The organism is Achromobacter sp. DH1f (genome assembly GCF_000633435.1).
Classification (GTDB): Bacteria; Pseudomonadota; Gammaproteobacteria; order Burkholderiales; family Burkholderiaceae_B; genus Achromobacter; species Achromobacter deleyi.
In genome coordinates this window covers 45,493-70,791 of the sequence record NZ_AYMF01000011.1, presented here as the reverse complement: position 1 = coordinate 70,791, position 25,299 = coordinate 45,493, and the positions used below count along the sequence as shown (strand labels likewise).

Genomic DNA, 25,299 nt, shown 5'->3' with positions numbered 1-25,299 from the left:
TTAATGCATGGCACGCATCAATTTCGATTTACAGGAATTGCAGGCCTTCGTGGCCGTGGCCGAGCGCGCCAGCTTTCGCGCCGCCGCCGAAGACCTGAACCTGTCGCAACCGGCGCTGAGCCGCCGCATCGAAAAACTGGAAGACCTGCTGGGCGCCCGCCTGCTGGAACGCACCACCCGCCGCGTGTCGCTCACGCACGTGGGCCGCATCTTCCTGGAACGCGCCCGCGGCGCCATCGACGAACTGGAACGCGCCGTGCTCAGCATCGGCGACCTGGCCGCGCAGCGCGGCGGGCTGGTCACCGTGGCCTGCGTGCCGTCGGTGGCCTATTACTTCCTGCCGGCCATCATCCACGACTACGCCGAACGCTTTCCGCGCATCCGCGTGCGCATCATCGACGAAACCGCGCACACCGTGCTCAACAGCGTCGTCACCGGCCGCGCCGACTTCGGCATCAGCTTCTTCGGCACCCAGGAACCCGACGTGGACTTCAAGGCCGTGCTGCGCGAAGACTTCGTGCTGGCCGTGCGCCGCGACCACCCGCTGGCCGCCCGCCGCAGCGTGTCCTGGGAAGAACTGTCCGGCGAACGCTTCATGACAGTGGCCAAGGAAAGCGGCAACCGCCTCTTGATCGACGACGCCCTGGCCAAGAGCGGCAAGCGCACCGTCAGCGCCTTCGAGGTCAGCCACGTCATGACCCTGCTGGGCCTGGTCGAGGCCGGCCTGGGCGTGGCCGCCGTGCCCCAGCTGGCCATGCCGCCGGCCGGCCACGCCACCCTGGCCGGCGTCAAACTGGAACATCCGCGCGTCACCCGCAGCCTGGGACTCATCTCGCGCCGCGGCCGCCCCCTGGCGCCGGCGGCCCAACAGCTCTATAACCTGATTCACCAGGCCGGCAAAAGCGCCAAGCGTGGTCCTTCCAAGCAACCCGAAACTGCCCCATGAGCCCCCATTCCCTGGCCTTGCAGCCCGCCACCGAAGACGATCTGCCCTTCCTGCTGTCGCTGCGCCGCGCCACCATGACCGAACACCTGGCCCGCGCCGGCGCCCCGCAGGACGACGAACACCACCTGGCCCGCATCCGCTACGGCTTTGACGGCGCCCAAATCGTCTGGCTGCACGGCCGCCCCGCGGGCCTGTTCAAGACCCTGCGCGACCCCGACGGCTGGCGCGTCGTGCAGATCCAGATCGACCCGGCCTACCAGGGCCAGGGCCTGGGCCGGCGCCTCTTGACCGGCCTCTTGCGCCAGGCCGACCAGGAAGGCGCCGCCGTCACCCTGTCCGTCTTGCAGGGCAACCCCGCCCGCCGGCTCTACGAGTCGCTGGGCTTTCGCGCCGTCGAGGAGGCCGGCCTGGAAACCGAAATGCGTTACGAACCCGGTCCGCCCCCGGCGGCCCCCTGAGCCCTCGCGGAAATATTTTTGCGCCGGGTGGAATATCGCCGCCCCGGCCGGCGTCTGTAGAGGGCAGTCCCCCACTTTCCTATCTACGCGAGGCACGACATGCGCAATCAAATCGCCGCAGCCCTGGTTCTCACCTCTGCCGCCCTGTTCTCGGCCGGCGCCCACGCCCAGGCCGTCAAGACCCAGGACGGCGTCCTGGTCAACAGCGCCGGCATGACCCTGTACACCTTCGACAAAGATGCCGGCGGCAAGAGCGCCTGCAACGACCAGTGCGCCAAGATCTGGCCCCCGGTCACCGCCGCCGCCGACGCCAAGGCCTCGGGCGACCTGACCGTCATCACCCGCGACGACGGTTCCAAGCAATGGGCCTACAAGGGCAAGCCCGTCTACCTGTACGCCAAGGACGCCAAGCCCGGCGACAAGACCGGCGACAACTTCAAGGACGTCTGGCACGTCATCAAGCCCTGATCCGGATCGCCTGGCCCATCCGCATCAGACCATGCGCGCCGAAGACGAAGCATCGATCCTGGCCTGCATCCCCAGCCTGCGGCGTTACGCCCGCGGGCTGACGGGCGACCCCCACCGGGCCGACGACCTGGTGCAGGACACCCTGGAGCGCGCCTGGAGCCGCTACTCGCGCTGGCAACGGCGCGGCGAACTGCGGGCCTGGATGTTCGGCATCATGCATAACCATTTCATCGACGGCGTGCGCGCGCACCACCGGCAAGCCGGCGAGGCCAGCACCAGCGACCTGCCCGACGTGCCGGTGCGCGCCACCCAAACCGATCACCTGGAGGTGCGCGACCTGGATCGCTGCCTGCAAGGCCTGCCCGCCGAACAGCGCGAAGTGCTGCTGCTCGTCTGCGTCGAAGACCTGTCCTATCAGGAAACCGCCCACGTCCTGGGCGTGCCCATCGGCACCGTCATGTCGCGCCTGTCGCGTGCCCGCGAACGGCTCGGCGCCCTGATGCAAGGCCAGGAACCCGCCGGCCGGCTCCATCGCGTGAAATGACATGAACGACAAACGCCTCCACCCCGTTCCCGCCGCCGGCCACCCCATCACCGAGGCCGACCTGCACGGCTATGCCGACGGCCAGCTGCCGCCCGGCCGCCACGCCGACGTCGACGCCTATCTCGCCGCCCACCCGCAGGACCTCGCCCGCGTCCACGCCTGGCAAGCCCAGCGCCGCGCCCTGCACGCCCTGCTCGACCCCGTCCTGGACGAACCCCTGCCCCTGCGCCTGCCCCTCGCGCCGCCCGCCCGCCACCTGCCCTGGCGCGCCCTGGCCGCCGGCATCGCCATCGCCGCCATCAGCGCCAGCGCCGCCTGGCTCACCCGCGGCGCCCTGGACGCCCGCCACCTGCAATCCGTCCTGGCCACCGCCAGCCCCGACCACGCCGCCGGCGGCTACGCCCAACGCGCCGCCATCGCCCACGCCGTCTACGCCCCCGACATGGGACGCCCCGTGGAAGTCAGCGGCGACAACGAAAAAGCCCTGGTCACCTGGCTCACCAAACGCCTGGGCGCCCCCGTGCGCGCCCCCAACCTGTCCCACGCCGGCTACGACCTCGTCGGCGGCCGCCTGCTCCCCGGCGGCACCGGCCCCGTCGCCCTCTTCATGTACGGCGCCCCGGACGGCCAACGCCTGACCCTCTACGTCACCCGAGAAGCCACGGGCGGCCAGACCGCCTTCCAATTCACCCAGGAAGGCCCCGTGCGCGTCTTCTACTGGGCCGAAGGCCAATTCGGCTACGCCCTGTCGGGCGCGGTCAGCCGAGACGAACTACAGAGAATCTCGCAAGAGGTCTACAACCAGCTGCAAGGCTAGCGCGCGTCAGAACACAGGCTCAACACAAGCCCTGATCACGATACTCACCCGGCACACCCAGCACGGCGCAGAACTTGCGGCTTTCACCGGAATAAGTGTGCGTAGCGTGAATGGTCAGCGTCGCGCCCGCCAACCCGACCTTCTTCGGATTGCAAGACCAGAAGCCGCTGGAGATCTCGTCGTACGGCGCCCTGGCGACGACGCGCGCCGGTTGCCCAGGCGACTTCTTGCCGGACGTCGCAGTGCCCAGCCACTCGATCCAGACACGGCAGCTCACATGCTCGAACCCCACGTTCTCCAGGATCACCCGATACGAGCCCAGCCCATCGCCGGACCGCCAACTTCCGCCAGCCAGCGTCCCCAGAAGCTCCGCTTGATCCGCGTCGGTATCCGCGACGCAGGGAGCCACCACCAGGAACGAAAGGCTCAGCAACGCAACAAGAATTTTCATGGTTCAGATGGCCTGTCGAGAATCGGCATGAAAGAAATGATGGCCGGCGCAGCGCCCCCATTCTTCGTCATTCACATCACTCAGACACGGGCGGCACCTTGCCATTCCCCAACGATAGCCGCTCCCCGCCCAAGCTCATAACAAGCTCCAGCCAAAAAACGCGGACACACCCAACACGCGCAGCGTCCACCCCCCCAACGCCCCACCACCGCGTAAGCCGCAGAAGGCCGCCCGCGCGGCCGATTGCGGCGGGCCCCGCACCCCCACCGCCCCACCCCACCGCTGAGCAAAACGCCAGCAAACACCGCCCCCATCGTCGCGGCCCACGGCGCAAGCGCCGGGTTGCGGCGGCCGGGTGGGCGCGGGGCGTGTAGATGCGCCCGAGGGAATCGGAAGGGAGCCGAAGGCGGACGACGATGACGAAGGGGCAGTCCGGAGCGAAGGCTCCGGACCGCAATCGTAGCCCCGCCCTCACCCCGCCTGCCCCGTCACGCGCGGCTCAAGAACCCCGCCGCACCGATCAACACAAAAACCCTACCCCGGCACAACAGCCGTAACTTCAATCTCAACCTTAGCCCGATCCTCAACCAGATCAGCCACCTCCACCGCCGTCATCGCCGGAAAATGCCGCCCGATCAGCTCCCGATAATGCTTCCCGATCTCCGGATAAGCCGCCACATAAGCATCCTTGTCGGTCACATACCAAGTCATCCGCACAATATGCTCAGGCTTCGCCCCACCCTCGGCCAAAATCGCCACGATGTTCAACAACGTCTGCCGAACCTGATCAGCCAGATCATCCGATTCAAACTGCTGCTGCCCGTTCCAGCCGACCTGCCCCCCCACGAACACCAGCTTGCTCCCCACCGTCATCTCGGTCAGGATTCCATTCGAATAGCCCCGCGGCGCCATCCAATCCGGCGGTTGCAGAATCTTCATAACGTCTCATCCTATTATCAAAAAAACAAATAGCGCGGAGTCACTCCGCGGCGACCAGATAAGCCTGCATCCGTTCACGCAGATCGTCCGGCAGCGGCATCGACTTCATCGTCCGCAGATCCACCGTCACGATCGTCAGCGTCGCCGACAGCCGCAATTGGCCGTCCGGCCCCTCGAAACGCACCAGCGCCTTGAACGACGCCCCGCCGATACGCTGCACCTGCAGCGTCTGGCGCAGCTTCTCGTGCCAACGGCTCGGTGCGCTGAAATCGCACGTCACCGACGCCATCGGCGTGCCGATATGGCGGTCCACGTGCAGTGCATGAAAAGGCAACCCCATGCCCTTGTCGAACCATTCCTCGACAAAGTCATTGATCATCTCGAAATAGCGAGGATAGAAAACGATGCCCGCCGGGTCGCAATGACGAAAGCGGACTTCGACCTGGCTGATGAAAGGGGCTGCCATGGGATTTCCTTGTGATTCCTTAGTTCGTTTTCACGCCATCTTGCGCAGCGCAAAGCGTTGCAGCTTGCCCGTTTCCGTGCGCGGCAATGCCGGCACGAACTCGATGGCGCGGGGATACTTGTAGGGTGCGATGCTGGCCTTGACGAACTGCTGCAGCGCCGCCACCAGCGCATCGCCCGGTTCGAAACCCGGCTTGAGCACCACGAACGCCTTCACCAGCTGGCCGCGTTCCTCGTCGGCCGCGCCCACCACCCCGCACTCGGCCACCGCCTCGTGGCGCAGCAGCGCGTCCTCGACCTCGGGGCCCGCGATGTTGTAGCCGGCTGACACGATCATGTCGTCGTTGCGGGCCTGGTAGAACAGGTAGCCTTCGTCGTCCTGCAGGAACGTATCGCCCGGCAGGTTCCAGCCCTTCTGCACGAAACGGCGCTGGCGCTCATCGGCCAGGTAGCGGCAGCCGGTGGGACCCTTGATCGCCAGGCGCCCCACCGTGCCGTTGGGCACCGGGTTCATGTCGTCGTCCACGATCTGCGCGATGTAGCCGGGCACCACCCGGCCGATGGCGCCGCGGCGCACCGACTCGGGCGGGCTGGACACGAACACGTGGATCATTTCCGTGCCGCCGATGCCGTCGATCATCTCGATGCCGCTCGCTTCCTTCCAGAGCTGTCGGGTCGCATCGGGCAGCGCCTCGCCGGCCGACACGCTTTTCTTCAGCGACGACAGGTCGAATTTGCCGACCAGCGCCGACATCTGGCGGTAGAACGTGGGCGCGGTGAACACGATGGTGGCGCGGAAGTCCTGGATCAGCTGCAACAGGCTTTCCGGGGTCAGGCGTTCGGCCAGCACGGTGCTGGCGCCCACGCGCAGCGGAAAGCACAGCAGCCCGCCCAGCCCGAACGTGAAGGCCAGCGGCGGCGTGCCGCAGAAGATGTCGTCCGGGCCCGGCTTGATGACGTGCTTGGGGAACAAGTCGCACATGGCCAGCACGTCGCGGTGAAAGTGCATGCAGCCCTTGGGCGCGCCCGTCGTGCCGCTGGTGAAAGCGATCAGGCAGACGTCGTCGGCGGCCGTGTCGCAGGCCGTGAAGTCGTCGGGCTTGGCCGCGGCCAGCGCGTCCAGCGCATCGGGCGCGGTGTCATTGAAGTACATGATCTGCGCCAGTTCGGCGCAGTGATGTTCGTGGCCGGACTGGGCGCAGAACTCGGCTTCTTCTTTCAGACGCGCATCGCACAGCACCGCCTGGATCTGCGCCTTTTCGATGATCTGCTTGAGTTCCTTGGCGCGCAGCAGCGGCATGGTCGGCACGGTAACCAGGCCCGCCTTGATGGCGGCCAGCCAGGCAGCGGCCATCATGGGGTTGTTGGGGCCGCGCAGCAGCAGGCGGTTGCCGGGCACCAGCTTCATGTCTTCGGCCAGCACGCGGGCGATGCGGTTGGTCAGCGCCGCCAGTTCGCGGTAGGTCATGGTGGCCTGCTTGCCGTCCTGCGGCCAGCGCAGCGCGATGCGCTCGCCGTGGCCGCGCTCGACCATGGCGTCCACCAGTTCCACCGCGCAATTGAAGCGCTTGGGATAGGCCACGTCGGGGCCGTCCAGCAGGAATTCTGGCCATTGTTCGCCCGGGGGCAGGTTGTCCCGGGCAAAGGTGTCGATGTGGGCGGATACTTCCATGAAATTCCCCTTGCTGCTGCGGTGTGGTTGACTATGCGGAAGGCGGAAGGCTCGATGGCCTCTTTACGCCTTCAGCAGTTCGCGGGCGATGATCAACTTCTGCACTTCGGTGGCGCCTTCGTAGATACGCAGCGCTCTGATTTCCCTGTAAAGCTTCTCCACCGGCATCCCCGACACCACGCCCGCGCCGCCGAACATCTGCAACGCGCGGTCGATCACGGTCTGCGCCGATTCGGTGGCCGTCATCTTGGCCATGGCCGCTTCGCGCGTGGTGCGTACTTTCTGCACATCCCGCATCCACGCGGCGCGGTAGGTCAGCAGCGCCGAGGCGTCGATGGCGGTGGCCATGTCGCCCAGCGCGGCCTGCGTCAGTTGCAGGTCGGCCAGCGTCTGGCCGAACATGCGGCGCGACTTCGAACGCGCCAGGCCTTCGTCCAGCGCGCGGCGGGCAAAGCCCAGCGCGGCGGCGGCCACCGAGGCGCGGAAAATGTCCAGCGTCATCATGGCCAGCTTGAAGCCCTGCCCCGCATCGCCCAGCCGGTGCGACACCGGCACGCGGCAGTTGTCGAACGTGATGGTGGCCAGCGGGTGCGGCGCGATCAGCTCGATGCGTTCCGAAACCTCGAAGCCCGGGGTATCGGCATCCACCACGAAGGCGCTGATGCCGCGTGCGCCCGGGGCCTCGCCGGTGCGGGCGAAGACGCAATAGAAGTCGGCGATGCCGCCGTTGGAAATCCAGGTCTTGGCGCCGTTCAGCACATAGGCGTCGCCATCCAGGCGGGCCTCGCAGGCCAGCGCGGCCACGTCGGAACCGGCATCGGGTTCAGACAGCGCAAAGGCGGCGATGGCCTCGCCGCGCGCCACGCGCGGCAGGTAGCGCTGGCGCAGTTCGTCAGAGCCCATCAGCGAAATCGCGCCGCTGCCGAGGCCTTGCATGGCGAAAGCGAAGTCGGCCAGGCCTTCGTGGCGTGCCAGGGTTTCGCGCAGGATGCAGACCGCGCGCGAATCGACTTCCGGCAACGCGCCGCCCCAGGCGCCGCCCGGGCCTCCCGCCACCGCGTAGCGCAGCCAGCCGGCCTGGCCCATGGCCTTGACCAGCTTCTTGCAGGCCGCGTCGGCATCGTGGTGGTCCACGTCGCCCAGCGCGCCTTCGCACCAGGCGTCGACCTCGTGCGCCAACTGGCGATGGGTTTCGTCGAAAAAGGGCCAGTCCAGCCAGCTTGCGTCGCGCATCATCAATTCCCTTCGAAAACGGGCTTTTGCTTGGCCACGAAGGCCTCGTAGGCGCGATGGAAGTCGCGCGTCTGCATGCAGATGGCCTGGGCCTCGGCTTCGGCCTCGATGGCCTCGTCCACGCCCATGTTCCATTCCTGGTGCAGCAGTTTCTTGGTCACGCCGTGGGCAAACGTGGGGCCGGCGGCCAGTTGCGCGGCCAGCTTGGCGGCGGCTTCCATCAGCTCGCCCGGCTCGTGCAGCGCGTTGAAAAAGCCCCAGCTGGCGCCCTCGTCAGCCGTCATGGCGCGGCCGGTGTACAGCAGTTCAGAGGCGCGGCCCTGGCCGATCATGCGCGGCAGCAGCGTGCAGGCGCCCATGTCGGCGCCCGCCAGGCCCACCCGCGTGAACAGGAACGCGGTGCGCGAGGCCGGCGTGCCCAGGCGCATGTCGGACGCCAGCGCCACCATCGCGCCAGCGCCGGCGCAGATGCCGTCCACCGCCGCCACGATGGGCTGCGGGCAGGCGCGCATGGCCTTGACCAGGTCGCCCGTCATGCGGGTGAAGTCCAGCAGTTCAGGCATGCTCATCTTGGTGAGCGGCCCGATGATTTCGTGCACGTCGCCGCCCGAGCAGAAGTTGCCGCCGGCGCCCGTCACCACCACCACCTTGATGTCGGTCGCGTACACCAGGGCGCGGAACAAGTCGCGCAGCTCGGCGTAGGAATCGAAGGTCAGCGGGTTCTTGCGCTCGGGGCGGTTGAGCGTGATGGTGCCGATCTTGCCGTCGGCCGACACCTGCCACAGGAACGTCCGCGCCTGGTAACCGGCCAGCCGGCGCTTGTGGTGTTTCATGGTGTGCTCTTCGGGCTGGGTGCTCATGGTGTCTCCGTTCATGAATGCTGGGGATGGGGGCCGGCTCAGCCGGTCATCACTTCACCGCCGTCCACGGCGATGGCCTGGCCGTTGATCGATGCCGATGCCGGCAAGGCCAGCCAGGCGACCGTCTCGGCCACTTCTTCGGGCTGCACCAGGCGGCCCTGCGGGTTGCGTTCGGCCAGCTTGGCGCGCGCGGCTTCCGGCGTCATGCCGGTCTTGTCGACGATATTGGCCACCGCACCGCGCACGATGTCGGTTTCGGTATAGCCGGGGCAGACGGCGTTGACGGTGACGCCCTTCTGCGCGGTTTCCAGCGCCAGCGAGCGGGTCAGGCCGATGACGCCGTGCTTGGCCGCGCAATAGGCGCTGACGTAGGCATAGCCGATCAGGCCGGCGGTGCTGGCCACGTTGATGACGCGGCCCCACCTGGCGGCCAGCATGCCGGGCAAGGCGGCCTGGATGCAATGGAAAGTGCCGGTCAGGTTGACTGCCAGCATCGATTGCCACAGGGCGGCGTCGGTACGGTCAAAGCGCTGGCTGACGGCCTGGCCGGCGTTGTTGACCAGCACCAGCACGGGGCCGAGTTCGGCCTCGGCCTGGGCGAAGGCCTGGCGCACCGAGGCTTCGTCGGCGATGTCAGCGCTGACCGCCTGCACCTGGCCCAGGCTCGCCAGGCTGTCGACGGCAGCTTCCAGCGCACCGCCGTCGCGGCCCAGCAGCGTGACACGGGCGCCGCGCGCCAGCAGCGCGCGGGCGCTGGCCAGGCCGATGCCGCGGGCGCCGCCCGTCACCAGCGCGTGGCGGCCTGCCAGGGGTTGGGCGAGCGTACTCATTTGACGTCCAGTTGCGCCATGGCGGCGGCGCGCTCGAAGTTGGTTTCCAGCTGGCGCTTGCCGGCGAAGTACTGGCTGGGCCAGGCCACGTCGCGGTAGCCCACACGCGCCGATTCGCGCAGCGTCCACGAGGCATCAGCCAGGTGCGGCCGCGCCAGCGCGCACAGGTCGGCGCGGCCCGAGGCGATGATGGCGTTGGCGTGGTCGGCCTCGAAGATGGCGCCCACCGCGATGGTGGGAATGCCGGCCTCGTTGCGCACGCGGTCGGCGAACGGGGTCTGGAACATGCGGCCGTAGACGGGCTTTTCTTCCTTGCTGACCTGGCCCGACGAGCAGTCGATCATGTCGGCGCCGGCGGCCTTGAAGTAGCGGGCGATCTCGACGGCGTCGTCGGCGGTGATGCCGCCCTCGACCCAGTCACTGGCCGAGATACGCACCGACATGGGCTTGTCTTCGGGCCAGACGGCGCGCACGGCGTGGAACACTTCCAGCGGGAAGCGCAGGCGGTTTTCCAGGCTGCCGCCGTATTCGTCGTCGCGCAGATTGGTCAGCGGCGAGATGAAGCTGGACAACAGGTAGCCGTGGGCGCAGTGCAGTTCCAGCCAGTCGAAACCGGCGGCCTGCGCACGGCGGGCGGCGGCCACGAAGTTGTCGCGCACCTGATCCATATCGGCGCGCGTCATGGCGCGCGGCGTGTCCGACACGCCTTCGATATAAGGCAAGGCCGACGCCGACAGCAGCGGCCAGTTGCCTTCGGCCAGCGGGTGGTCGATCTTCTGCCACCCCAGCTGAGTGGAACCCTTGCGGCCGGCATGGCCGATCTGCACGCCGATGCGCGCATCGCTGTTGCCGTGCACGAAGCCGACGATGCGGGCAAAGGCCTGCTGCTGCGCGTCGTTCCACAGCCCCGGGCACCCCGGGGTGATGCGGGCGTCGGGCGACACGCAGGTCATTTCGACCATGACCAGCCCGGCGCCGCCCATGGCGCGCGCGCCCAGGTGCACCAGGTGGAAGTCGCCCGGCACGCCGTCGGCGCACGAGTACATGGCCATGGGCGACACCAGGATGCGATTCTTGAGCCGCACCCCGCGCGCCTGATAGGGCGTCAGCATGGGTAGCGGGGGCCGCTGGCCGGCCGGCGCCGGGGTGCCGGCATGCTCTGCGATCCAGCGCTCGAAGCCTTCGAGCCAGGCCGGATCGCGCAGGCGCAGGTTTTCGTGCGAGATGCGCTGCGAACGTGTCAGCAGCGAGTAGGCGAATTGTTCGGGTTCGAGTTCGGCGTAGCGTTCGACGTTTTCGAACCACTCGGTGGAGTTGCGCGCGGCGTTCTGGATTTTCAAGACTTCCACGCTGCGCACGTCTTCGTAGTGCTTGAGACCGCGCTCGACACTGCCTTCGGCGCCGCTCAGGCAGCGCGCCAGTTCGATGGCATCTTCCAGCGCGAGCTTGGTGCCGGACCCGATGGAGAAGTGGGCGGTATGGGCGGCATCGCCCATCAGCACGACGGGCACGGCGCGCTTGCCGCGGCGGGTCTCGAGCTGGTTCCAATGGACCCAGGTGTTGCAGATGACGCGCGGAAAGCGAATCCAGATGGCCGAGCCGCGCAGGTGCGAGGCGTTGCTGATGAGCGCATTGCCATCCAGCCAGGGCGCGAACAGCTTTTCACAATAGGCGATACCCTCTTCCTGGCTCATCTGTTCGATGCCGGCGGCCTGCCAGGTTTCTTCGGGCGTTTCGACAATGAAGGTCGACATGCCGTCTTCATACCGGTAGGCATGGGCCTGGAACCAGCCATGCTCGGTCTGGACGAAGGCAAAGGTGAAGGCGTCGAAGACTTTCTTGGTGCCCAGCCAGACGAAGCGGCAGCGGCGCTGGTCGATGTCGGGATGGAAGGTGTCGGTGTAGCGGGTGCGGATCTGGCTGTTGATGCCGTCGGACGCGATGACGAGATCGGCATCGTATTCACGGGCAATGGCCTGATCGTCCTGGACGAAGTTCTCGAAGACCAGCTTGACGCCGACGTCTTCGCAACGCGCCTGCAAAATATTCAGCAGCTTCTTGCGGCCAATGCCAATGAAGCCGTGGCCGCCGCTGCGAATGCTGCGACCCTTGAAGTGGATGTCAATATCATCCCAATGATTGAAGGCATCGCCAATGGTCTGCGCGGAAACGGGATCGGCCTCGCGCAGGTTCTGCATGGTGGCATCGGAAAACACGACGCCCCAACCAAAAGTGTCATACGGCCGGTTGCGCTCGATGACGGTAACGTCGTTGGCGGGGTCTTGCAACTTCATGAGCAGACCAAAATACAAGCCGGCGGGACCCCCACCAATGCAGACTATTTTCATTGCCGTAATGCTCCATGAAGGGCGATCTGCGAATGACGGGATCGCGGCTTTTTAGGTCTTGATAGTTTAGGCTTGAAATATATACCTGGATGGGGAGGATCGCAAATGGGGGAAACGTTTAGTTGAAATGGGGACGGGGTGTGGGGTTTTTTTTGCGGGGGGTCGTTGGGGGCTGGTGGAGGGCGGTCTTCGTGGGTCGTCCCTCGCGGCGGTGGCATGCGGGGCGGGCGCCCACGATTGCGGTCCGGAGCCTTCGCTCCGGACTGCCCCTTCGTCATCGTCGTCCGCCTTCGGCTCCCTTCCGATTCCCTCGGGCGCATCGAGGTTGCCCACCCCGCATGCCACCGCCGCGAGGGACTACGCGTGTCTCGGGTCGTTGCGCTGTTAGACCTGTGTGCAGGGAATGGGATTTGCAGGGTCGCCAAGCCGCGGCCGCGCGGGCGGCCACGTTTGGCATTGCGTTGCTGGAATGTGTTGCGGGTGCGCTGCGCGCTGTTGGAGAGGGGCTTTCTAGTGGCCCGTCATGTTGGGGGTGGGGCGGTGATGGGCGGCGCGGCGGGGTCCTGCTTGCGCATGCTGACTGTCTCGCGCGCCGCCCATCGGGCGCTGCGCATTCATGTTGAACGCCACGGCATCCGCGCCGCTACAGACCACCAGCGATTCTGATGCCATCTGCTTCGCTCACACGCAAGAGCGACATCTTGGCACCACCAACACCACTACCCACACGCGAGAGCGGCATCGGCGCACGCAAGACGCCGCGTAAGCTTCGTAAGGCCGCCCGCGCGGCCGGCACGAAGCGGGCAACGCCCTACCCCGCCCACCCCACTCCGACCGTCGCTATCACGCCAAGCACACCGCCCTCCCCGACGACCGAGGCGAATCCTCATCGTGAGCGCTTGGCGGTGTCGGCGGGCATAGGGCGGGGCGTTAGATGCGCCCGAGGGAATCGGAAGGGAGCCGAAGGCGGACGACGATGACGACGGGGCAGTCCGGAGCGAAGGCTCCGGACCGCAATCGTAGCCCCGCCCTATGCCCGCCGACACCGCCAAGCGCGGCTAAAGAACGACAACCGCCCGCACGAAAACAAAAACAATCACCCCCTAGCTCTCAACCATTCCTCCAAATCTCCCGCCGGCAACGGCGGCGAAAACAGGAACCCTTGTCCTGCTGCACACCCTTGCTCGATCAAGAACCGCCGCTGCTCCTCATTCTCGATCCCCTCCGCAACAACCGGCAAGCTCAGACTCTCCCCGATCCGAATCACAGCGCTTGTCAGCGCCCGAGCCGCATCGTCGCTCTCCAGCCCCTGAACGAAACTGCGATCCAGCTTCAGCTCATCGACGATCAAGCGCCTCAAATGCCCCAGGCTTGAATAGCCCGTCCCGAAATCGTCCATCGACAGGCGTACGCCCAGACGGTGGAGTTCGGCAATCGTGCGCAGCGTGCCGGCGGTGGCGTCCAGGACCACGCCTTCCGTGATTTCCAGCATCAGGTCCTGGGCGGCCAGGCCGAACTCGGCCAGCGTCGCCGCGATCATGCGGGGCAGGTTCAGGTTGTGGAAATTGGTGGCCGACAGGTTCACCGATACTGAGGGGACGAGCAGGCCGTTGTGGCGCCAGATCGAGAGTTGCGAGCAGGCTTCGCGCACCGCCCAGTCGCCCAGGTCGCCGATCAGGCCGCATTCTTCGGCCAGGGGCACGAAACGCGCGGGGGAAATGTCGCCCAGGGTCGGGTGGCGCCAGCGGGCCAGCGCCTCGACCCCGTACAGGCTGCCGTTCTTCAGGCCGACCTGGGGCTGGTAGTGCAGGCGCAGCGCGCGGCCTTCCAGGGCATCGCGCAGGGCGGCTTCCAGGGCCAGGCGTTCCTGGGCCTGGCGGTTCATTTCGGCGCTGAAGAAGGAAATGCGGTTGCGGCCCGCGGTCTTGGCCTGGTACATCGCCATGTCCGCGTGGCGCAGCAGCGTATCCATGTCGCGGCCGTTTTCCGGGAACACGCTGATGCCGATGCTCACCGACGGGTTCAGCGTGATGCCGCCCACCACGAAAGGTTGCGCCAGGGCTACCAGGATGTGTTCCGCGGCGGCGGTCAGGCGGCCGTGCTCGAAATCGGGCATCAGCATCACGAACTCGTCGCCCGACAGGCGGCCGACGATGTCGGTGGCGCGGGCCAGGCGGCGCAGGCGCTGGGCGATGTCGCGCAGCAGCGCGTCGCCGATGGGGTGGCCCAGCGTGTCGTTGACCTGCTTGAAGCGGTCCAGGTCCAGGAACAGCACCGCCACGCGCTTGCGTTCGGGTTCGGCGCGGGCGATGGCCTGTTCGGCCTGGGCCAGCAGCAGGTTGCGGTTAGGCAGGCCCGTCAGTTCGTCGTAGAACGCCAGCTGGCGGATGCGGGCGCGGGCTTCTTCGCGTTCCAGCGCCAGCGCGCACAGGTAGACGCAGACGTCGACCAGGCGGTGGTGAAAATCGTCGGGCAGGCGGCGTTCGCGGAAATAGAAGCCGAACGTGCCGATCACCCGGCCGTCGCTGGACTTGATGGGCGAGGACCAGCAGGCCTTGATGTCTTCCGGCAGCGGCAGGTGGCGGTAGCCGTCCCACAGCGGATCGGTGGCGATGTCCGGCACGATCACCGGGCGGCCCAGGAAGGCGGCGGTGCCGCAGGCGCCGGACTGCGGGCCGATGGCCTCTCCGTCCAGCGCGTCGGCGTAGGCCGACGGCAGGCTGGGCGCGGCCAGGGGCCGCAGCTTGCCGGCCTCGTCCACGCGTAACACGGTGGCCGCCACTTCGGGCGCCAGGCGCTCGACCTCGCGGCACACCATGTTCATCACTTCCACCACCGAGGCCTCGTTCACCATGGCCTGCAGCACCCGGCGCTGCAGCACCTCGTGCACCTTGGTGGGAGTGATGTCGGTCAGCACGTCGACGATGTTGACCAGCGAACCGCGTTCATCGAACACGGAGTTGGCCATCACCGAGACCCACAGCGGCTTGCCGCCGCGGTCGTAGACCAGTACGTCCTTGTGGTAGCCCTCGCGGCAGGCGATGCGGCGGTCGAGTTCTTCGCGGGTGCCGCCGTCGGGGCGGCCGCCGGCCAGCAGTTCGCCCAGTTCCTGGTTCAGCGCGTCGCCGCGGGCAAAGCCCAGCATGCGCTGGAAACCATCGTTGACGTAGACGATGCGGCCGTCGCGGCCCGAGACGGCCACGGCATTGCCGGTTTCGTTGATGCCCAGCAGCAGCAGGCGGATTTCTTCCTGGCGTTCGGCATCGGCGATGGATTTGCGGGAAATGACCGAGATGCGGCGCACCTCGCCCGAGTCGTCGCGCATCGGCAGGTAGGTGGCTTCGATCCAGAGGGACCCGCCATCCTGCCTGCGGTAGCGGCAGGTGCCAGAAAAGAAGTCGCCGCGGCGCAGCCGGGCCCAGATGTGTTCGGCGCTGGCGATGCCCTTGCCTTCGTCCATGCTGTCGCACAGCAGGTCGTGGCGCAGGCCGGCGATGTCGTCGCGGGTATAGCCCACGGCGGCCAGGAAGTTGTCATTCGCGTGCAAGAGGGAGCCAGCCGCGTCGAAATCGAACAGCAGCAGCGCCCGGTCCATCGACGCCAGGTAGTTGTCCACCTGCCACGCGGCGCCCTGCGGGGCCGCGCTTGAACCACCTGGATGAGAATCAAGCATAAGGGGCTCCATACCGGAAGACTGCGATTCCGGGTTCATTTCAGGGCCGGGGGAATCCAAGCGCGACGCGATCGCGTCCGTCCTGCTTGGCCAGGTACAGCGCCTGGTCCGCCCGGCTGAGCGTTTCTGAAAAAGTTTCTCCGAGCTGGTGATATGCCATGCCGATGCTGACGGTCAGGCGCAGCACGTCCGCGCCGACATCGATCGCCAGGCCGCGCACCGCGCCCACCAGGCGGTCCATCACGCCTTGTGCCGTTTCCGGCGGGGTCGCGGGCAGCAGCACCAGGAATTCTTCGCCCCCCCAGCGGCCGCACAGGTCGTATTCACGCACGCTGTCGCGCATGGCGCCGGCCAGCTCGACCAGGGCGCGGTCGCCGATTTCGTGGCCATAGCGGTCGTTGACCGACTTGAAGTGATCCACGTCCAGCATGGCGACGACGAAGGCCTGGCCGCCGCGGGCGGCGCGCTGGACTTCCTGCTTGATCATTTCCATCAGGGCGCGCCGGTTCAAGAGGCCCGTCAGGGGATCGCGGCTGGAGGTCTCTTCCAGCGCCGCGTTCAGGTCGCGCATCATGCTCTGGTAATGGTCGGAGATACGGGCGATGCGGGCAAGGCGGCGCAACTGCCGGTCGAACTGTTCGCACAGGCCCATTTCGCGCTGGTGCGCCATGGACTGGTAGGCGTCGGACAGGTGCGTGACGCGCTCGATTCGCGCCATCTGCTCGGCCGTGTGCCGCCACAGGTCCTGGAGCGCCTCGCGCAGGGGGTGTCCGGCGTAGGCCGGGTCCGCCAGCAGGCGGCCGATGCGTTCGTCCAGCTCGGCGTTGCCGGGCTTCATTGGCGGCCGACGACCGAGAACGGGAAGGTGCAGTCTTCCTTGAATTCCTCGGCCAGCTCGCCCACGCGCTCGTTGCGCATGTCGTAGAACCAGGTCACGCTGACGTTGCGGCCCTTGCCATGGGCGGCTTCGAGCAGGTCGAAGATGTCCATGACCGACTTGATGCTGCTGGTGTTCAGGTACAGCAGCTCAAGCTCCAGGTTCAGCGGCGCGGCGCCGCTTTGCAGGTAGGCCTCGACCCACTCGATGACCGGGCCGAACAGCTCGAAGGAATTCTCGGGGTAGGAATCGCCGCGCATCGCCAGCACGCCGGCAGCGAAGTCGGCGGTGATGGCGGGCGTGGACTGGGTCCCGGGAATATTCAGGTCTTTCATCAATCACTCCGAAAAGGGTCTGTGCGCGGGCGGCGGTCAGATCACGACGCTCAGGCTGAAGAACGCCTTGCCCTCGCCCGCTGCGGGCGTCAGGCTGGCTTCCAGCGGTGCGCCCGCCCGGCGCGCGATGTCGATCAGCCCCAGGCCGGCGCCCGAGGCAGTGCCCGGGGTGCGCGGCTTGTGCAGCTGGGCCTTGTATTCGGCTTTCAGGGCCGCCTTGTCCAGCGCGGCCAGTTGCTGGATGCGGTCCACCAGGTGGCGGCCGTCTTCGGCCTTGACCAGGTTGCCGGCCGACACCACGTAGCGGCTTTCGTCGCGGCGGCCGATCACCACCGTGGCGGCGGCATCGGCGTCGCCGTTCTGCGCGGCGTACTGGCGGATGTTCTGGATCATCTCGATATAGACCGAGAACACGTCCATGGCTTCCGCCGGCCGGGCATGCTCGGCGTTCAGGTAGTTCTTCAGCGCATTGCCGATTTCCTCGATCAGGCTACGGGAGATCGGCCCGTTGAAGCACAGCAGGGTGCGGTTCTGGTCGAACCGCTCGCCCAATGCGTAGAGATCGGAGGCATTCATGGGAGTTACCGCCCTGATAACGATTATTCGAAACGGAAAGACAGCAAGGTAATGTCGTCGCGCTGCGGCCGTCCGCCTTGATACTGGGCCAAGGCTTCGGAAAAAGCGGCCGCCTGGTCGGTTAACGGCTGCTGCGCGTGTCTCTTGAGCATTTCGGCAAAACGCGTGTTGCCAAAACCGAAACCGTGCTCACCGCCCGCCTGGTCCAGGAAGCCGTCGGTGGCCAGGTAATAGGTCCAGCCGGGCTCCATGCGCAGTTCGATGTTCTGGTAAACCCCGGTGCGCTTGTCGCCCAGCGCGCGCTTGCCGCCGGGCACTTCGCGCAGGGTCCGGCCGTCGCTGGCGTACAGGCTGATCTTGGCGCCGGCATACCGCAAGCTGCCGGATTCGCGGTCAATATATACCAGGCCCGCGTCAGTATTGGTGGCCAGGGCGCGAGGCAGTTGCGCATCCGCAAGCATGGCCCGGATCGCGCTGTCGGTGCGCGCCAGGATGCCCGCCGGGTCGGCCGGGCCGGCCTCGGTGATGGCCAGGTCGATGGCGGCGCGGGCCAGCATGGTCATCAGCGCGCCCGGCACGCCGTGGCCGGCGCAATCCATGATGCCCAGCAGGCAATTGTTGCCATCGGAACGGAACACGTAGAAATCGCCGCCGACCACGTCGCGCGGCTTCCACAGCACGAAGTGGTGCGCGCCCAGCGACTGGGTCAGCTGGCGGTCGGGCAGGATGGCGCGCTGGATCAGGCTGGCGTAGTCGATGGAATCGCCGATCTTCTTGTGGGCCGCGGCCATGGCGCGGTTGGCGTCTTCCAGCTCGGAGGTGCGTTCGCGCACCTTGGTCTCGAGTTCGGCGGTGTGCTGGCGCACCTTGTCGGCCATCACGCCGAAGGCGCGGCTCAGGTCGCCGATCTCGTCCTGGCCGCCCGGCGGCAGGCGCACGTCGTAGCTGCCGTTGGCAATGGCGCGGGCGGACTGCTGCAGGCGGCGCAGCGGCCGCAGCATCAGGCGTTCGATGGCGTAGCCGAAACATAGAAGCAGCGCGGCAAACAGCAGCACCAGGCCGATGGCCGCGGGCCACAGCCAGTCGGTGTCCAGCACCCGGGCGGCGCCCAGGTCCACCACGGTCAGCACATGCCAGCGCAATTCGGGCATGTAGGCCACCGACACCAGCTGGCGCACCCCGTCGATGGCCACCCACGCCGACTGCACCGACTGCGGGTCGGCCTGGGCGGCGTGCAGCGCCGCGCGCAGCTCGTCGCGGCCGTGGCCGGCGTCGACCAGGTTGAACACCATGCCATGGCCGTCCTTGCCGCCGGCCCCGCCCGCGCCCGAGTTGTAGGCGATCAGGGTGGGGTCCATGTGTGCCTGGATGGCGCCGTCTTCGTCGACGATGATGGGGGTCACGCCCGGCTGGCCGCTGTTGACGAAGTCGCGCAGGAAGCCGCCCACGTCCAGGCCGGCGCCGGTCAGGCCGATGACCTTGTCGCCGTCGCGCACCTGCACGTTGATCCAGACCCGCGTGGTCTTGAGCTTCAGGTCGGGATTGACGTTGATGTTGTAACGGTTGGGCGACTTGAGCGTGCTGTAGAACCAGCCGTCGTCGGCGGCCTCGCGACTCAGCGTGTAGCGCGGCGCCTCGGACAGGGGCTGGTCATCGTTGAAGTAATAGTGGCCGGTAGCGGCGCTGGCGATGAAATAGGCGCGGCCCAGGAGGTCGCGCCGGTAGCCGTCGGCCTCGCGGAAGAACAGCTCGCGTGCGGCCGGATCGCTTTCGTTGCGCAGCCAGCGGCGCGTGACTTCGCTGTCGGCCAGGCGCTGCGACAGCGCCAGTTCTCTGGACACCGGCGCCAGGATGCGCTGGCGGTTCAACTGCGTGAAATTGTCGGAGAACGCGCGGCCGAAGTGGTCGCGGACCCCGTCCAGCACTTGCCAGCCTATCAGCGCGGCGGGCGCCAAAGCGACCAGGCACGCCAGCAACAGCGCCATCAATGATTTTTTGCGCAAACCCCATTTCGCCATGCGAAGTCTTCCTGACAGTCCGGGCCTGTTGAGACGGTAGGCCCTGGTTGAGACGTGACGCATCCACGCGGGATCGCACGGCGCGCTAAGTGTAGAGAACAGCGGGATGAATTGAAACAGGCGTAAACGCGCGAATTTGCCAAAGGTCAGCCTGTTTTGCGCAGGCTGTGCCCATCGACGGGTTTATTGCGTTTTATATCGAAAGAAAAGCCGCCGCCCGCACGGGGCTGCGGCTTTCGCGCTACACGCCCAGGTAGCGTTCCCACAGGCCGCGGTCGGCGTCCAGCGCGGCGGAGTCGCCGTTCCAGACCACCTTGCCGCGTTCCAGGATGACGTGGCGGTCGGCCAGGCTGAGCAGGCGTTCGACGTATTTGTCGATCACCAGGATCGTCTGGCCGGCCTGCCGCAGGCGCGCCAGGCAGTGCCAGATTTCCTCGCGGATCTTGGGCGCCAGGCCTTCGGTGGCCTCGTCCAGGATCAACAGGCGCGGGTTGGTGACCAGCGCTCGGCCGATGGCCAGCATCTGCTGTTCCCCGCCCGACAGCTGGTTGCCCATGTTGCGGGCGCGTTCGCCCAGCCGGGGAAACAGTTCGAACACGCGTTCAGGCGTCCAGGGCTCGCCGATGGACGGGTTGCGCGCGGCCACGAAGGCCGTCAGGTGTTCGCGCACGGTCAGGTTGGGAAAGCACTGGCGCCCTTCCGGCACGATCGCCATGCCGGTGCGCGCGATGCGGTCGGGGCTCCAGCCGCTGATGTCCTGGCCGGCGAAGCTGATCTTGCCGCCGCGCAGCGGCAGTTGCCCGAACAGCGTGCGCAGCAGCGTGGTCTTGCCCATGCCGTTGCGGCCCAGCAAGGTCACCACCTGGCCGGCGCCGATCTGCAGGTCCACGCCGAACAGCACCTGGCTGGCGCCGTAGCCGCTCTGGGCCGATTCAATGCTGAGCATCAGACTGTCTCCTCGCGCGCGGGCGCCGTCTCGTCATCGCCCAGGTAGGCCTGGCGCACGTCCGGATTGGCGCGGATTTCGTCGGGCGTGCCGGTGGCGATCACGCGGCCATAGACCAGCACCGAGATGCGGTCGGCCAGCCGGAACACGGCCTGCATGTCGTGTTCGACCAGCAGCATCGCGGCGCGGCCGCGCAGGGCGTCGATCAGTTCGGTCAGGCGCAGGGTCTCGTCGGGCCCCATGCCGGCCATGGGTTCGTCCAGCAGCAGCACGCTGGGCCGGGCGGCCAGGGCCAGCGCGAATTCCACCTTGCGCTGCTCGCCATGCGGCAGCGTGCCGGCGGCGCGCCCCAGCAGCGCCGGGTCAATGGCGCATTCGTGCGCCAGTTCGCGGGCCTGCTCGTACAGGGCCGCTTCGGCGGCGCGCGGCCGCCAGAAGCGGAAACTGCTGCCGGCGTGCGCCTGCACGGCCAGCACCAGGTTGTCCAGCACGCTGGACTGCTTGAAGATGTTGGTGATCTGGTACGAACGCGACAGGCCCGCCGCCACGCGCTGGTGCGCGTTCAGGGCGGTGACGTCGCGCCCGCCCACGGCCAGGGTGCCCGAGTCTGCCGCCAGGGTGCCGGACAGCAGGTGGATCAGCGTGGACTTGCCGGCGCCGTTGGGCCCGATCAGGGCGTGGATTTCGCCAGGGTTCAGCGAGATCGAGACATTGTCGGTGGCGACCAGCGCGCCGAAGCGGCGCACCAGGTTGCTGGCCTGCAGCGCAGGCGCGTTGGACTGCGATGGGGATTGGGGTTGGCTCATGATCCCGCCTTGCCGGTTGATGCCGCCTTGGCGCCGCCGAACAGCGGGCCGAACAGGCCCACCAGGCCGCGCGGCGCGCCGAACACCACGCACAGCAGCAGCACGCCCAGGGGCAGATGCCAATATTCGGTCCATTGGCGCAGCACTTCTTCCAGCACCAGCATCACCACCGCGCCGGCCACGCCGCCGTAGCGCAGGCCGATGCCGCCCACCAGCACCATGATCAGCAGGTTGGCCGACTGGGTCCAGTGCATCAGGCTGGGCGAGATGAACAGGTTGTGGTTGGCCAGCAGCGCGCCCGCCAGCCCGGCCGCCGCGCCGCTGAGCGTAAACGCCGTGAGCTTGATGCGGTAGACGGGATAGCCCAGCGATTCCATGCGCGACTCGTTTTCACGGATGCCTTGCAGCGCCGTGCCGAAGCGCGAGGCCACCACCCGGCCGAACAGCCACATCGCCACCGCGAACAGCGCCAGCACCAGGTAATAGAACGACACGTCGTTGGCCAGGTCGATGCCGGGCAGCGTCGAATAGCCCGGCAGGTTCAGGCCGTCTTCACCGCCGTACTGGCGCAGCGAGATGAAGATGTAGAACAGCATCTGGGCGAACGCCAGGGTGATCATGATGAAGTACACGCCGCGGGTGCGCAGCGAGATCGCGCCCGTGATGCAAGCCAGCAGCCCCGCCAGCCCCATCGCCACCGGCCAGGACACCAGCGCCGAGGTCACGCCCGACATGGCCAGGATGCCCACTGCGTAGGCGCCCGCGCCGAAGAAGGCCGCGTGGCCCAGCGCCACCATGCCGCCATAGCCCAGGATCAGGTTCAGGCTGGTCGCGGCCAGCGCGTAGATCAGCACACGGCGCACGAAGGAAATATAGAAGTCCAGGCCCAGCGCCGGCGCCACCAGCGGAAACGCCGCCAGCAGGGCCAGCAGGGCCACGGTCCAGAGAGTCGACGAAATCCGCATGCTCAGCCTCGCGCCGGAAACAGGCCGGAAGGCCGGAACACCAGCACCGCCGCCATCAACACATAGATGGCGATCGCGGCCAGCGTGGGGCCGACGCTGGAAGCCACGGCAGGCGAGAACACCTGGCGCAGCAGCATCGGCAGGAAGGCCCGCCCGGCGGTATCCACCATGCCCACCAGCAGCGCCCCGACAAAGGCGCCGCGGATCGAGCCGATGCCGCCGATGACGATGCACACCAGCACCAGGATCAGGATTTCCTCGCCCATGCCGACCTGCACCGAAGTGATCGGCCCCAGCAACGCGCCGGCCACGGCCGCCAGCATGGCGCCCAGCACGAACACGCCCAGGAACAACAGCGGTACGCGCACGCCCATCAGCGTGGCCATCTGGCGATTCGAGGCGCCGGCCCGCACCAGCACGCCGGCACGGGTGCGCGTGACGAACCAGTACAAGCCCACGGCCGAGGCCACGCCGAAGACGATGATCATCAGGCGGTAGGCGGGATAGAGCAGGTCGGGCAGCAGCCGCACCGGGCCGGACAGCACGGCCGGCATGTTGAGCATGACGGGGGCCGGGCCCCAGATCATCTTGACCAGGTCATTGGCGATGAGAATGATGGCGTAGGTGCCCAGCACCTGGGCCAGGTGGTCGCGCAGCGCCAGGCGGCGGATCAGCGTGAGTTCCAGCGCCACCCCGACCAGGCCGGTGGCGACCGCTGCGACCAGCACCGCGGCCGTGAACGAGCCCGTGCGTTGCATGGTTTCGGCGGCGACATAGGCGCCTGCCATATAGAGCGAGCCGTGCGCCAGATTCATGATGTCCATGATGCCGAACACCAGGGTCAGCCCGGCCGCGATCAGAAACAACATCAACCCAAACTGCAGACCGTTCAGCAATTGCTCGACGATGAGCGTGAACGTCATGAAAAAATCCCCTGCTGTGTGCCCACCCCGAAGTGCTGCTCCCCCTGAAAGGGACATCGCTACGGACCAGCAAAGCCGAATGCGTGCGACCCTGCTGGGTCAGGCATCGAACCGGCAATGCCGGCCCCCTGCGACGCAGCGGGGCCGGGCTTTATCGTGTGGCCGTACGTTTTAAAGCTTGCAGTCGCCGACGTAGACGTCTTGATACTTGTCGAAGACCTTGCCCACCAGCTTGTTGGTGATGCGGCCGCTGGCGTCCTTGTCGACGACGCGCAGGTAGTAGGCCTGGATCGGGTAGTGGTTCTTGCCGTAGGTGTAGCTGCCGCGCACCGAGGGGTAGTCGGCCTTTTCCAGCGCCTTGACGATGGCATCGCGGTCGGCGGCCTTGCCGCCGGCCTGCTTGACGGCGGCGTCCATGGCCATGATGACGTCATAGGCCTGGGCGGCGTACACCGACGGGTAGCGGCCGTTGTATTCCTTGCGGAAGGCCTCGACGAAGGCCTTGTTCTGCGGCACGTCCAGGTCATGCGCCCACTGCGCGGTGTTGTACATGCCCAGCATGGGTTCGCCCACGGCCTGGATCACGTCTTCGTCGGCCGAGAAGCCCGGGCCGATCAGCTTGACGCTTTGCGACAGGCCGGCCGAAACGAACTGCTTGACGAAGTTGATGCCCATGCCGCCCGGCAGGAAGATATAGACGGCGTCCGGCTTGGCGGCGCGGATCTGGGCGATTTCGGCGGCGTAGTCGATCTGGCCGAGCTTGGTGTAGACCTCGTCGCCCGGGGCGGTCTTGTAGCCGCGCTTGAAGCCGGTCAGGGCGTCCTTGCCCGCCGGGTAGTCCGGCGCCATGATGAACATCTTCTTGAAACCGCGGTCGGCGGCGACCTTGCCGGCGGCCTCGTGGAAGGCGTCGTTCTGGTACGACGAGCCGAACCAGTAGTTATTGCACTGGGCGCCGGCGAACTGGCTGGGGCCCGGGTTGTTCGACAGGTACGGCACCTTGGCGGCGAACAGCGCGGGGCCGACGGCCAGCGCCACGTTCGAGCCGATCGGGCCGGTGAAGAAATCGACCTTGTCGCGCTGGATGTAGCGCGTGACCAGCTGGCGGGCCTGGTCGGGGTTGCCGCCCATGTCGGTCTGCAGGAATTCGGCGGGCTGGCCGCCCAGCTTGCTGCCCAGCTGCTTGATGGCCAGGTTGAAGCCGTCGCGGGCTTCGGCGCCCAGCGCCGAGAACGGGCCGGAAATATCGTTGGCGATGCCGACCTTGACCGGGTCGGCGCAAGCCAGTGCCGGAACCAGCGCGGCGGCGGCAACGAGGGAAGTGATCAAACGCATGGTGGTGTGCTCCGTGCGCGAGCCGCGCAGAGGGTGTTGTTTTTGGAATTGCGATTCGAAGGACTTCTATGCCCGGCCCGCCGGCCTGGTTAGGCGGCCGTCAGACCGGCGCCCGCAGCAGCCGATCCCGTGATGCGGCATGGGGAGAACTGGCGTGGTTCATAGTTTAGGTTTAAAGTATTCGCCAAAACAAGTCTAGGGTTTTCACCAGGCCCGCGCGGACATTACCCGACATCCGGCGGATACTCAAGAAATCCGCCCGTCGAAAACCGCCCTTCACCCTGTATTCCCGGTAACCTTCCCGACCATGACAGACGCTCCCGACCTGGAATCCCGCGCCGCGCCCGACGACCACCATGCGCTGCGCCTGTGGCTGCGCATGCTGACCTGCGCCAATCTCATCGAAGGCGAGATCCGCAGCCGGCTGCGCAACGAGTTCGACACCACCCTTCCCCGCTTCGACCTGATGGCGCAATTGCAGCGCGCCCCCAAGGGCATGAAGATGGGCGAACTGTCGCGCCACATGATGGTGACCAACGGCAATATCACCGGCATCACCGACCAGCTCGAAAAGGAAGGCCTGGTGGTGCGCACCAAGGTCGAATCCGACCGCCGCAGCTCGCTCATCAAGCTGACGCCGCAGGGCAAGAAAAGCTTCGCCAAGATGGCGCGGGCGCACGAGTCGTGGGTGAAGTCCATGTTCGGCGAACTGCCAGAGGCCAGCCGCAATGCGCTCTTTCAGGCGCTGGGCGAACTGAAGCTGCAGGTGGTGGCCACGCGTTCGGCCGCGGCCAAGGACTAGGCAACGGCCACG

At 67.0% G+C, this 25,299-nt stretch carries 25 protein-coding genes; 6 read left to right on the top strand and 19 right to left on the bottom strand.

Translation table 11 applies throughout. The features are described from left to right. Window positions 1-7 precede the first annotated feature (7 nt). The 5 genes from U858_RS0111280 (at window position 8) to U858_RS0111260 (ending at window position 3,233) form a co-directional block, all read left to right on the top strand. Window positions 8-946 (top strand): LysR family transcriptional regulator, encoded by a 939-nt coding sequence (locus tag U858_RS0111280; RefSeq protein WP_025137265.1) that lies wholly within the window; start codon window positions 8-10, stop codon window positions 944-946. After that, on the top strand, window positions 943-1,404 hold the full coding sequence (locus tag U858_RS0111275; RefSeq protein ID WP_025137264.1) for a GNAT family N-acetyltransferase: 462 nt from the start codon (window positions 943-945) through the stop codon (window positions 1,402-1,404). The genes U858_RS0111280 and U858_RS0111275 overlap by 4 nt, the downstream gene beginning before the upstream one ends. A gap of 99 nt (window positions 1,405-1,503) precedes the next feature. After that, window positions 1,504-1,872: a lipoprotein gene (locus tag U858_RS0111270; RefSeq protein ID WP_025137263.1), complete on the top strand. Its 369-nt coding sequence runs from the start codon at window positions 1,504-1,506 to the stop codon at window positions 1,870-1,872. Window positions 1,873-1,903: 31 nt separating this feature from the next. After that, window positions 1,904-2,416 (top strand): RNA polymerase sigma factor, encoded by a 513-nt coding sequence (locus tag U858_RS0111265; RefSeq protein ID WP_025137262.1) that lies wholly within the window; start codon window positions 1,904-1,906, stop codon window positions 2,414-2,416. Window position 2,417: 1 nt separating this feature from the next. Next, entirely contained in the window at window positions 2,418-3,233 is an 816-nt protein-coding gene (locus U858_RS0111260; protein ID WP_025137261.1) for an anti-sigma factor, read from the top strand. A gap of 19 nt (window positions 3,234-3,252) precedes the next feature. Here the strand turns inward: U858_RS0111260 and U858_RS0111255 are convergent, their stop codons facing one another. The 19 genes from U858_RS0111255 to U858_RS0111170 all read right to left on the bottom strand — a co-directional run bounded on the left by U858_RS0111255 (window position 3,253) and on the right by U858_RS0111170 (window position 24,485). Next, window positions 3,253-3,684 (bottom strand): hypothetical protein, encoded by a 432-nt coding sequence (locus U858_RS0111255; RefSeq protein ID WP_029953743.1) that lies wholly within the window; start codon window positions 3,682-3,684, stop codon window positions 3,253-3,255. Window positions 3,685-4,218: 534 nt separating this feature from the next. Next, window positions 4,219-4,623, bottom strand: coding sequence for a RidA family protein (locus U858_RS0111250; protein ID WP_025137259.1), 405 nt, complete (start codon window positions 4,621-4,623; stop codon window positions 4,219-4,221). Window positions 4,624-4,663: 40 nt separating this feature from the next. Beyond that, complete coding sequence (locus U858_RS0111245; protein WP_025137258.1) at window positions 4,664-5,089, bottom strand: thioesterase family protein; 426 nt, start codon at window positions 5,087-5,089, stop codon at window positions 4,664-4,666. A 30-nt stretch (window positions 5,090-5,119) separates the two neighbouring features. Then, a complete protein-coding gene (locus U858_RS0111240; RefSeq protein ID WP_025137257.1) occupies window positions 5,120-6,760 on the bottom strand; it encodes an AMP-binding protein in 1,641 nt (546 codons plus the stop codon). 63 nt (window positions 6,761-6,823) lie between these two features. Then, complete coding sequence (locus U858_RS0111235; RefSeq protein ID WP_025137256.1) at window positions 6,824-7,993, bottom strand: acyl-CoA dehydrogenase family protein; 1,170 nt, start codon at window positions 7,991-7,993, stop codon at window positions 6,824-6,826. Window positions 7,994-7,995: 2 nt separating this feature from the next. Then, complete coding sequence (locus tag U858_RS0111230) at window positions 7,996-8,853, bottom strand: enoyl-CoA hydratase family protein (RefSeq protein ID WP_025137255.1); 858 nt, start codon at window positions 8,851-8,853, stop codon at window positions 7,996-7,998. Window positions 8,854-8,891: 38 nt separating this feature from the next. After that, window positions 8,892-9,683: an SDR family NAD(P)-dependent oxidoreductase gene (locus U858_RS0111225; protein ID WP_025137254.1), complete on the bottom strand. Its 792-nt coding sequence runs from the start codon at window positions 9,681-9,683 to the stop codon at window positions 8,892-8,894. Further along, window positions 9,680-12,031, bottom strand: a complete 2,352-nt coding sequence (locus tag U858_RS0111220; protein ID WP_025137253.1) for a bifunctional salicylyl-CoA 5-hydroxylase/oxidoreductase — start codon at window positions 12,029-12,031, stop codon at window positions 9,680-9,682. Before U858_RS0111220 ends, U858_RS0111225 begins: the two co-directional genes overlap by 4 nt. A gap of 510 nt (window positions 12,032-12,541) precedes the next feature. Further along, a complete protein-coding gene (locus U858_RS35625; protein WP_157838795.1) occupies window positions 12,542-12,703 on the bottom strand; it encodes a hypothetical protein in 162 nt (53 codons plus the stop codon). A gap of 424 nt (window positions 12,704-13,127) precedes the next feature. Next, window positions 13,128-15,704, bottom strand: coding sequence for an EAL domain-containing protein (locus tag U858_RS0111215; protein ID WP_115596951.1), 2,577 nt, complete (start codon window positions 15,702-15,704; stop codon window positions 13,128-13,130). Between the two features lie 40 nt (window positions 15,705-15,744). Beyond that, window positions 15,745-16,542, bottom strand: a complete 798-nt coding sequence (gene siaD / locus U858_RS0111210; protein WP_025137251.1) for a biofilm regulation diguanylate cyclase SiaD — start codon at window positions 16,540-16,542, stop codon at window positions 15,745-15,747. After that, window positions 16,539-16,916 (bottom strand): biofilm regulation phosphoprotein SiaC, encoded by a 378-nt coding sequence (gene siaC / locus U858_RS0111205; protein WP_025137250.1) that lies wholly within the window; start codon window positions 16,914-16,916, stop codon window positions 16,539-16,541. Before siaC ends, siaD begins: the two co-directional genes overlap by 4 nt. A gap of 36 nt (window positions 16,917-16,952) precedes the next feature. Continuing rightward, complete coding sequence (gene siaB, locus U858_RS0111200; protein WP_025137249.1) at window positions 16,953-17,492, bottom strand: biofilm regulation protein kinase SiaB; 540 nt, start codon at window positions 17,490-17,492, stop codon at window positions 16,953-16,955. A gap of 23 nt (window positions 17,493-17,515) precedes the next feature. After that, the gene (gene siaA / locus U858_RS0111195) at window positions 17,516-19,510 is read right to left on the bottom strand and encodes a biofilm regulation protein phosphatase SiaA (protein ID WP_025137248.1); all 1,995 of its coding nucleotides are present in this window, start codon (window positions 19,508-19,510) and stop codon (window positions 17,516-17,518) included. A gap of 241 nt (window positions 19,511-19,751) precedes the next feature. Beyond that, entirely contained in the window at window positions 19,752-20,456 is a 705-nt protein-coding gene (locus U858_RS0111190) for an ABC transporter ATP-binding protein (RefSeq protein ID WP_025137247.1), read from the bottom strand. Continuing rightward, a complete protein-coding gene (locus U858_RS0111185; protein WP_025137246.1) occupies window positions 20,456-21,262 on the bottom strand; it encodes an ABC transporter ATP-binding protein in 807 nt (268 codons plus the stop codon). Before U858_RS0111185 ends, U858_RS0111190 begins: the two co-directional genes overlap by 1 nt. Continuing rightward, window positions 21,259-22,227, bottom strand: coding sequence for a branched-chain amino acid ABC transporter permease (locus U858_RS0111180; protein ID WP_029953742.1), 969 nt, complete (start codon window positions 22,225-22,227; stop codon window positions 21,259-21,261). Before U858_RS0111180 ends, U858_RS0111185 begins: the two co-directional genes overlap by 4 nt. A gap of 2 nt (window positions 22,228-22,229) precedes the next feature. Beyond that, on the bottom strand, window positions 22,230-23,150 hold the full coding sequence (locus U858_RS0111175; RefSeq protein ID WP_025137244.1) for a branched-chain amino acid ABC transporter permease: 921 nt from the start codon (window positions 23,148-23,150) through the stop codon (window positions 22,230-22,232). Between the two features lie 171 nt (window positions 23,151-23,321). Then, window positions 23,322-24,485 carry an ABC transporter substrate-binding protein gene (locus tag U858_RS0111170; RefSeq protein WP_025137243.1) on the bottom strand — a complete coding sequence of 388 codons (1,164 nt, stop codon included), beginning with the start codon at window positions 24,483-24,485 and terminating at the stop codon, window positions 23,322-23,324. Between the two features lie 307 nt (window positions 24,486-24,792). Between U858_RS0111170 and U858_RS0111165 the strand changes: the two genes are divergently transcribed. After that, window positions 24,793-25,287 carry a MarR family winged helix-turn-helix transcriptional regulator gene (locus tag U858_RS0111165; RefSeq protein WP_025137242.1) on the top strand — a complete coding sequence of 165 codons (495 nt, stop codon included), beginning with the start codon at window positions 24,793-24,795 and terminating at the stop codon, window positions 25,285-25,287. The last annotated feature ends 12 nt before the right edge of the window (window positions 25,288-25,299 follow it).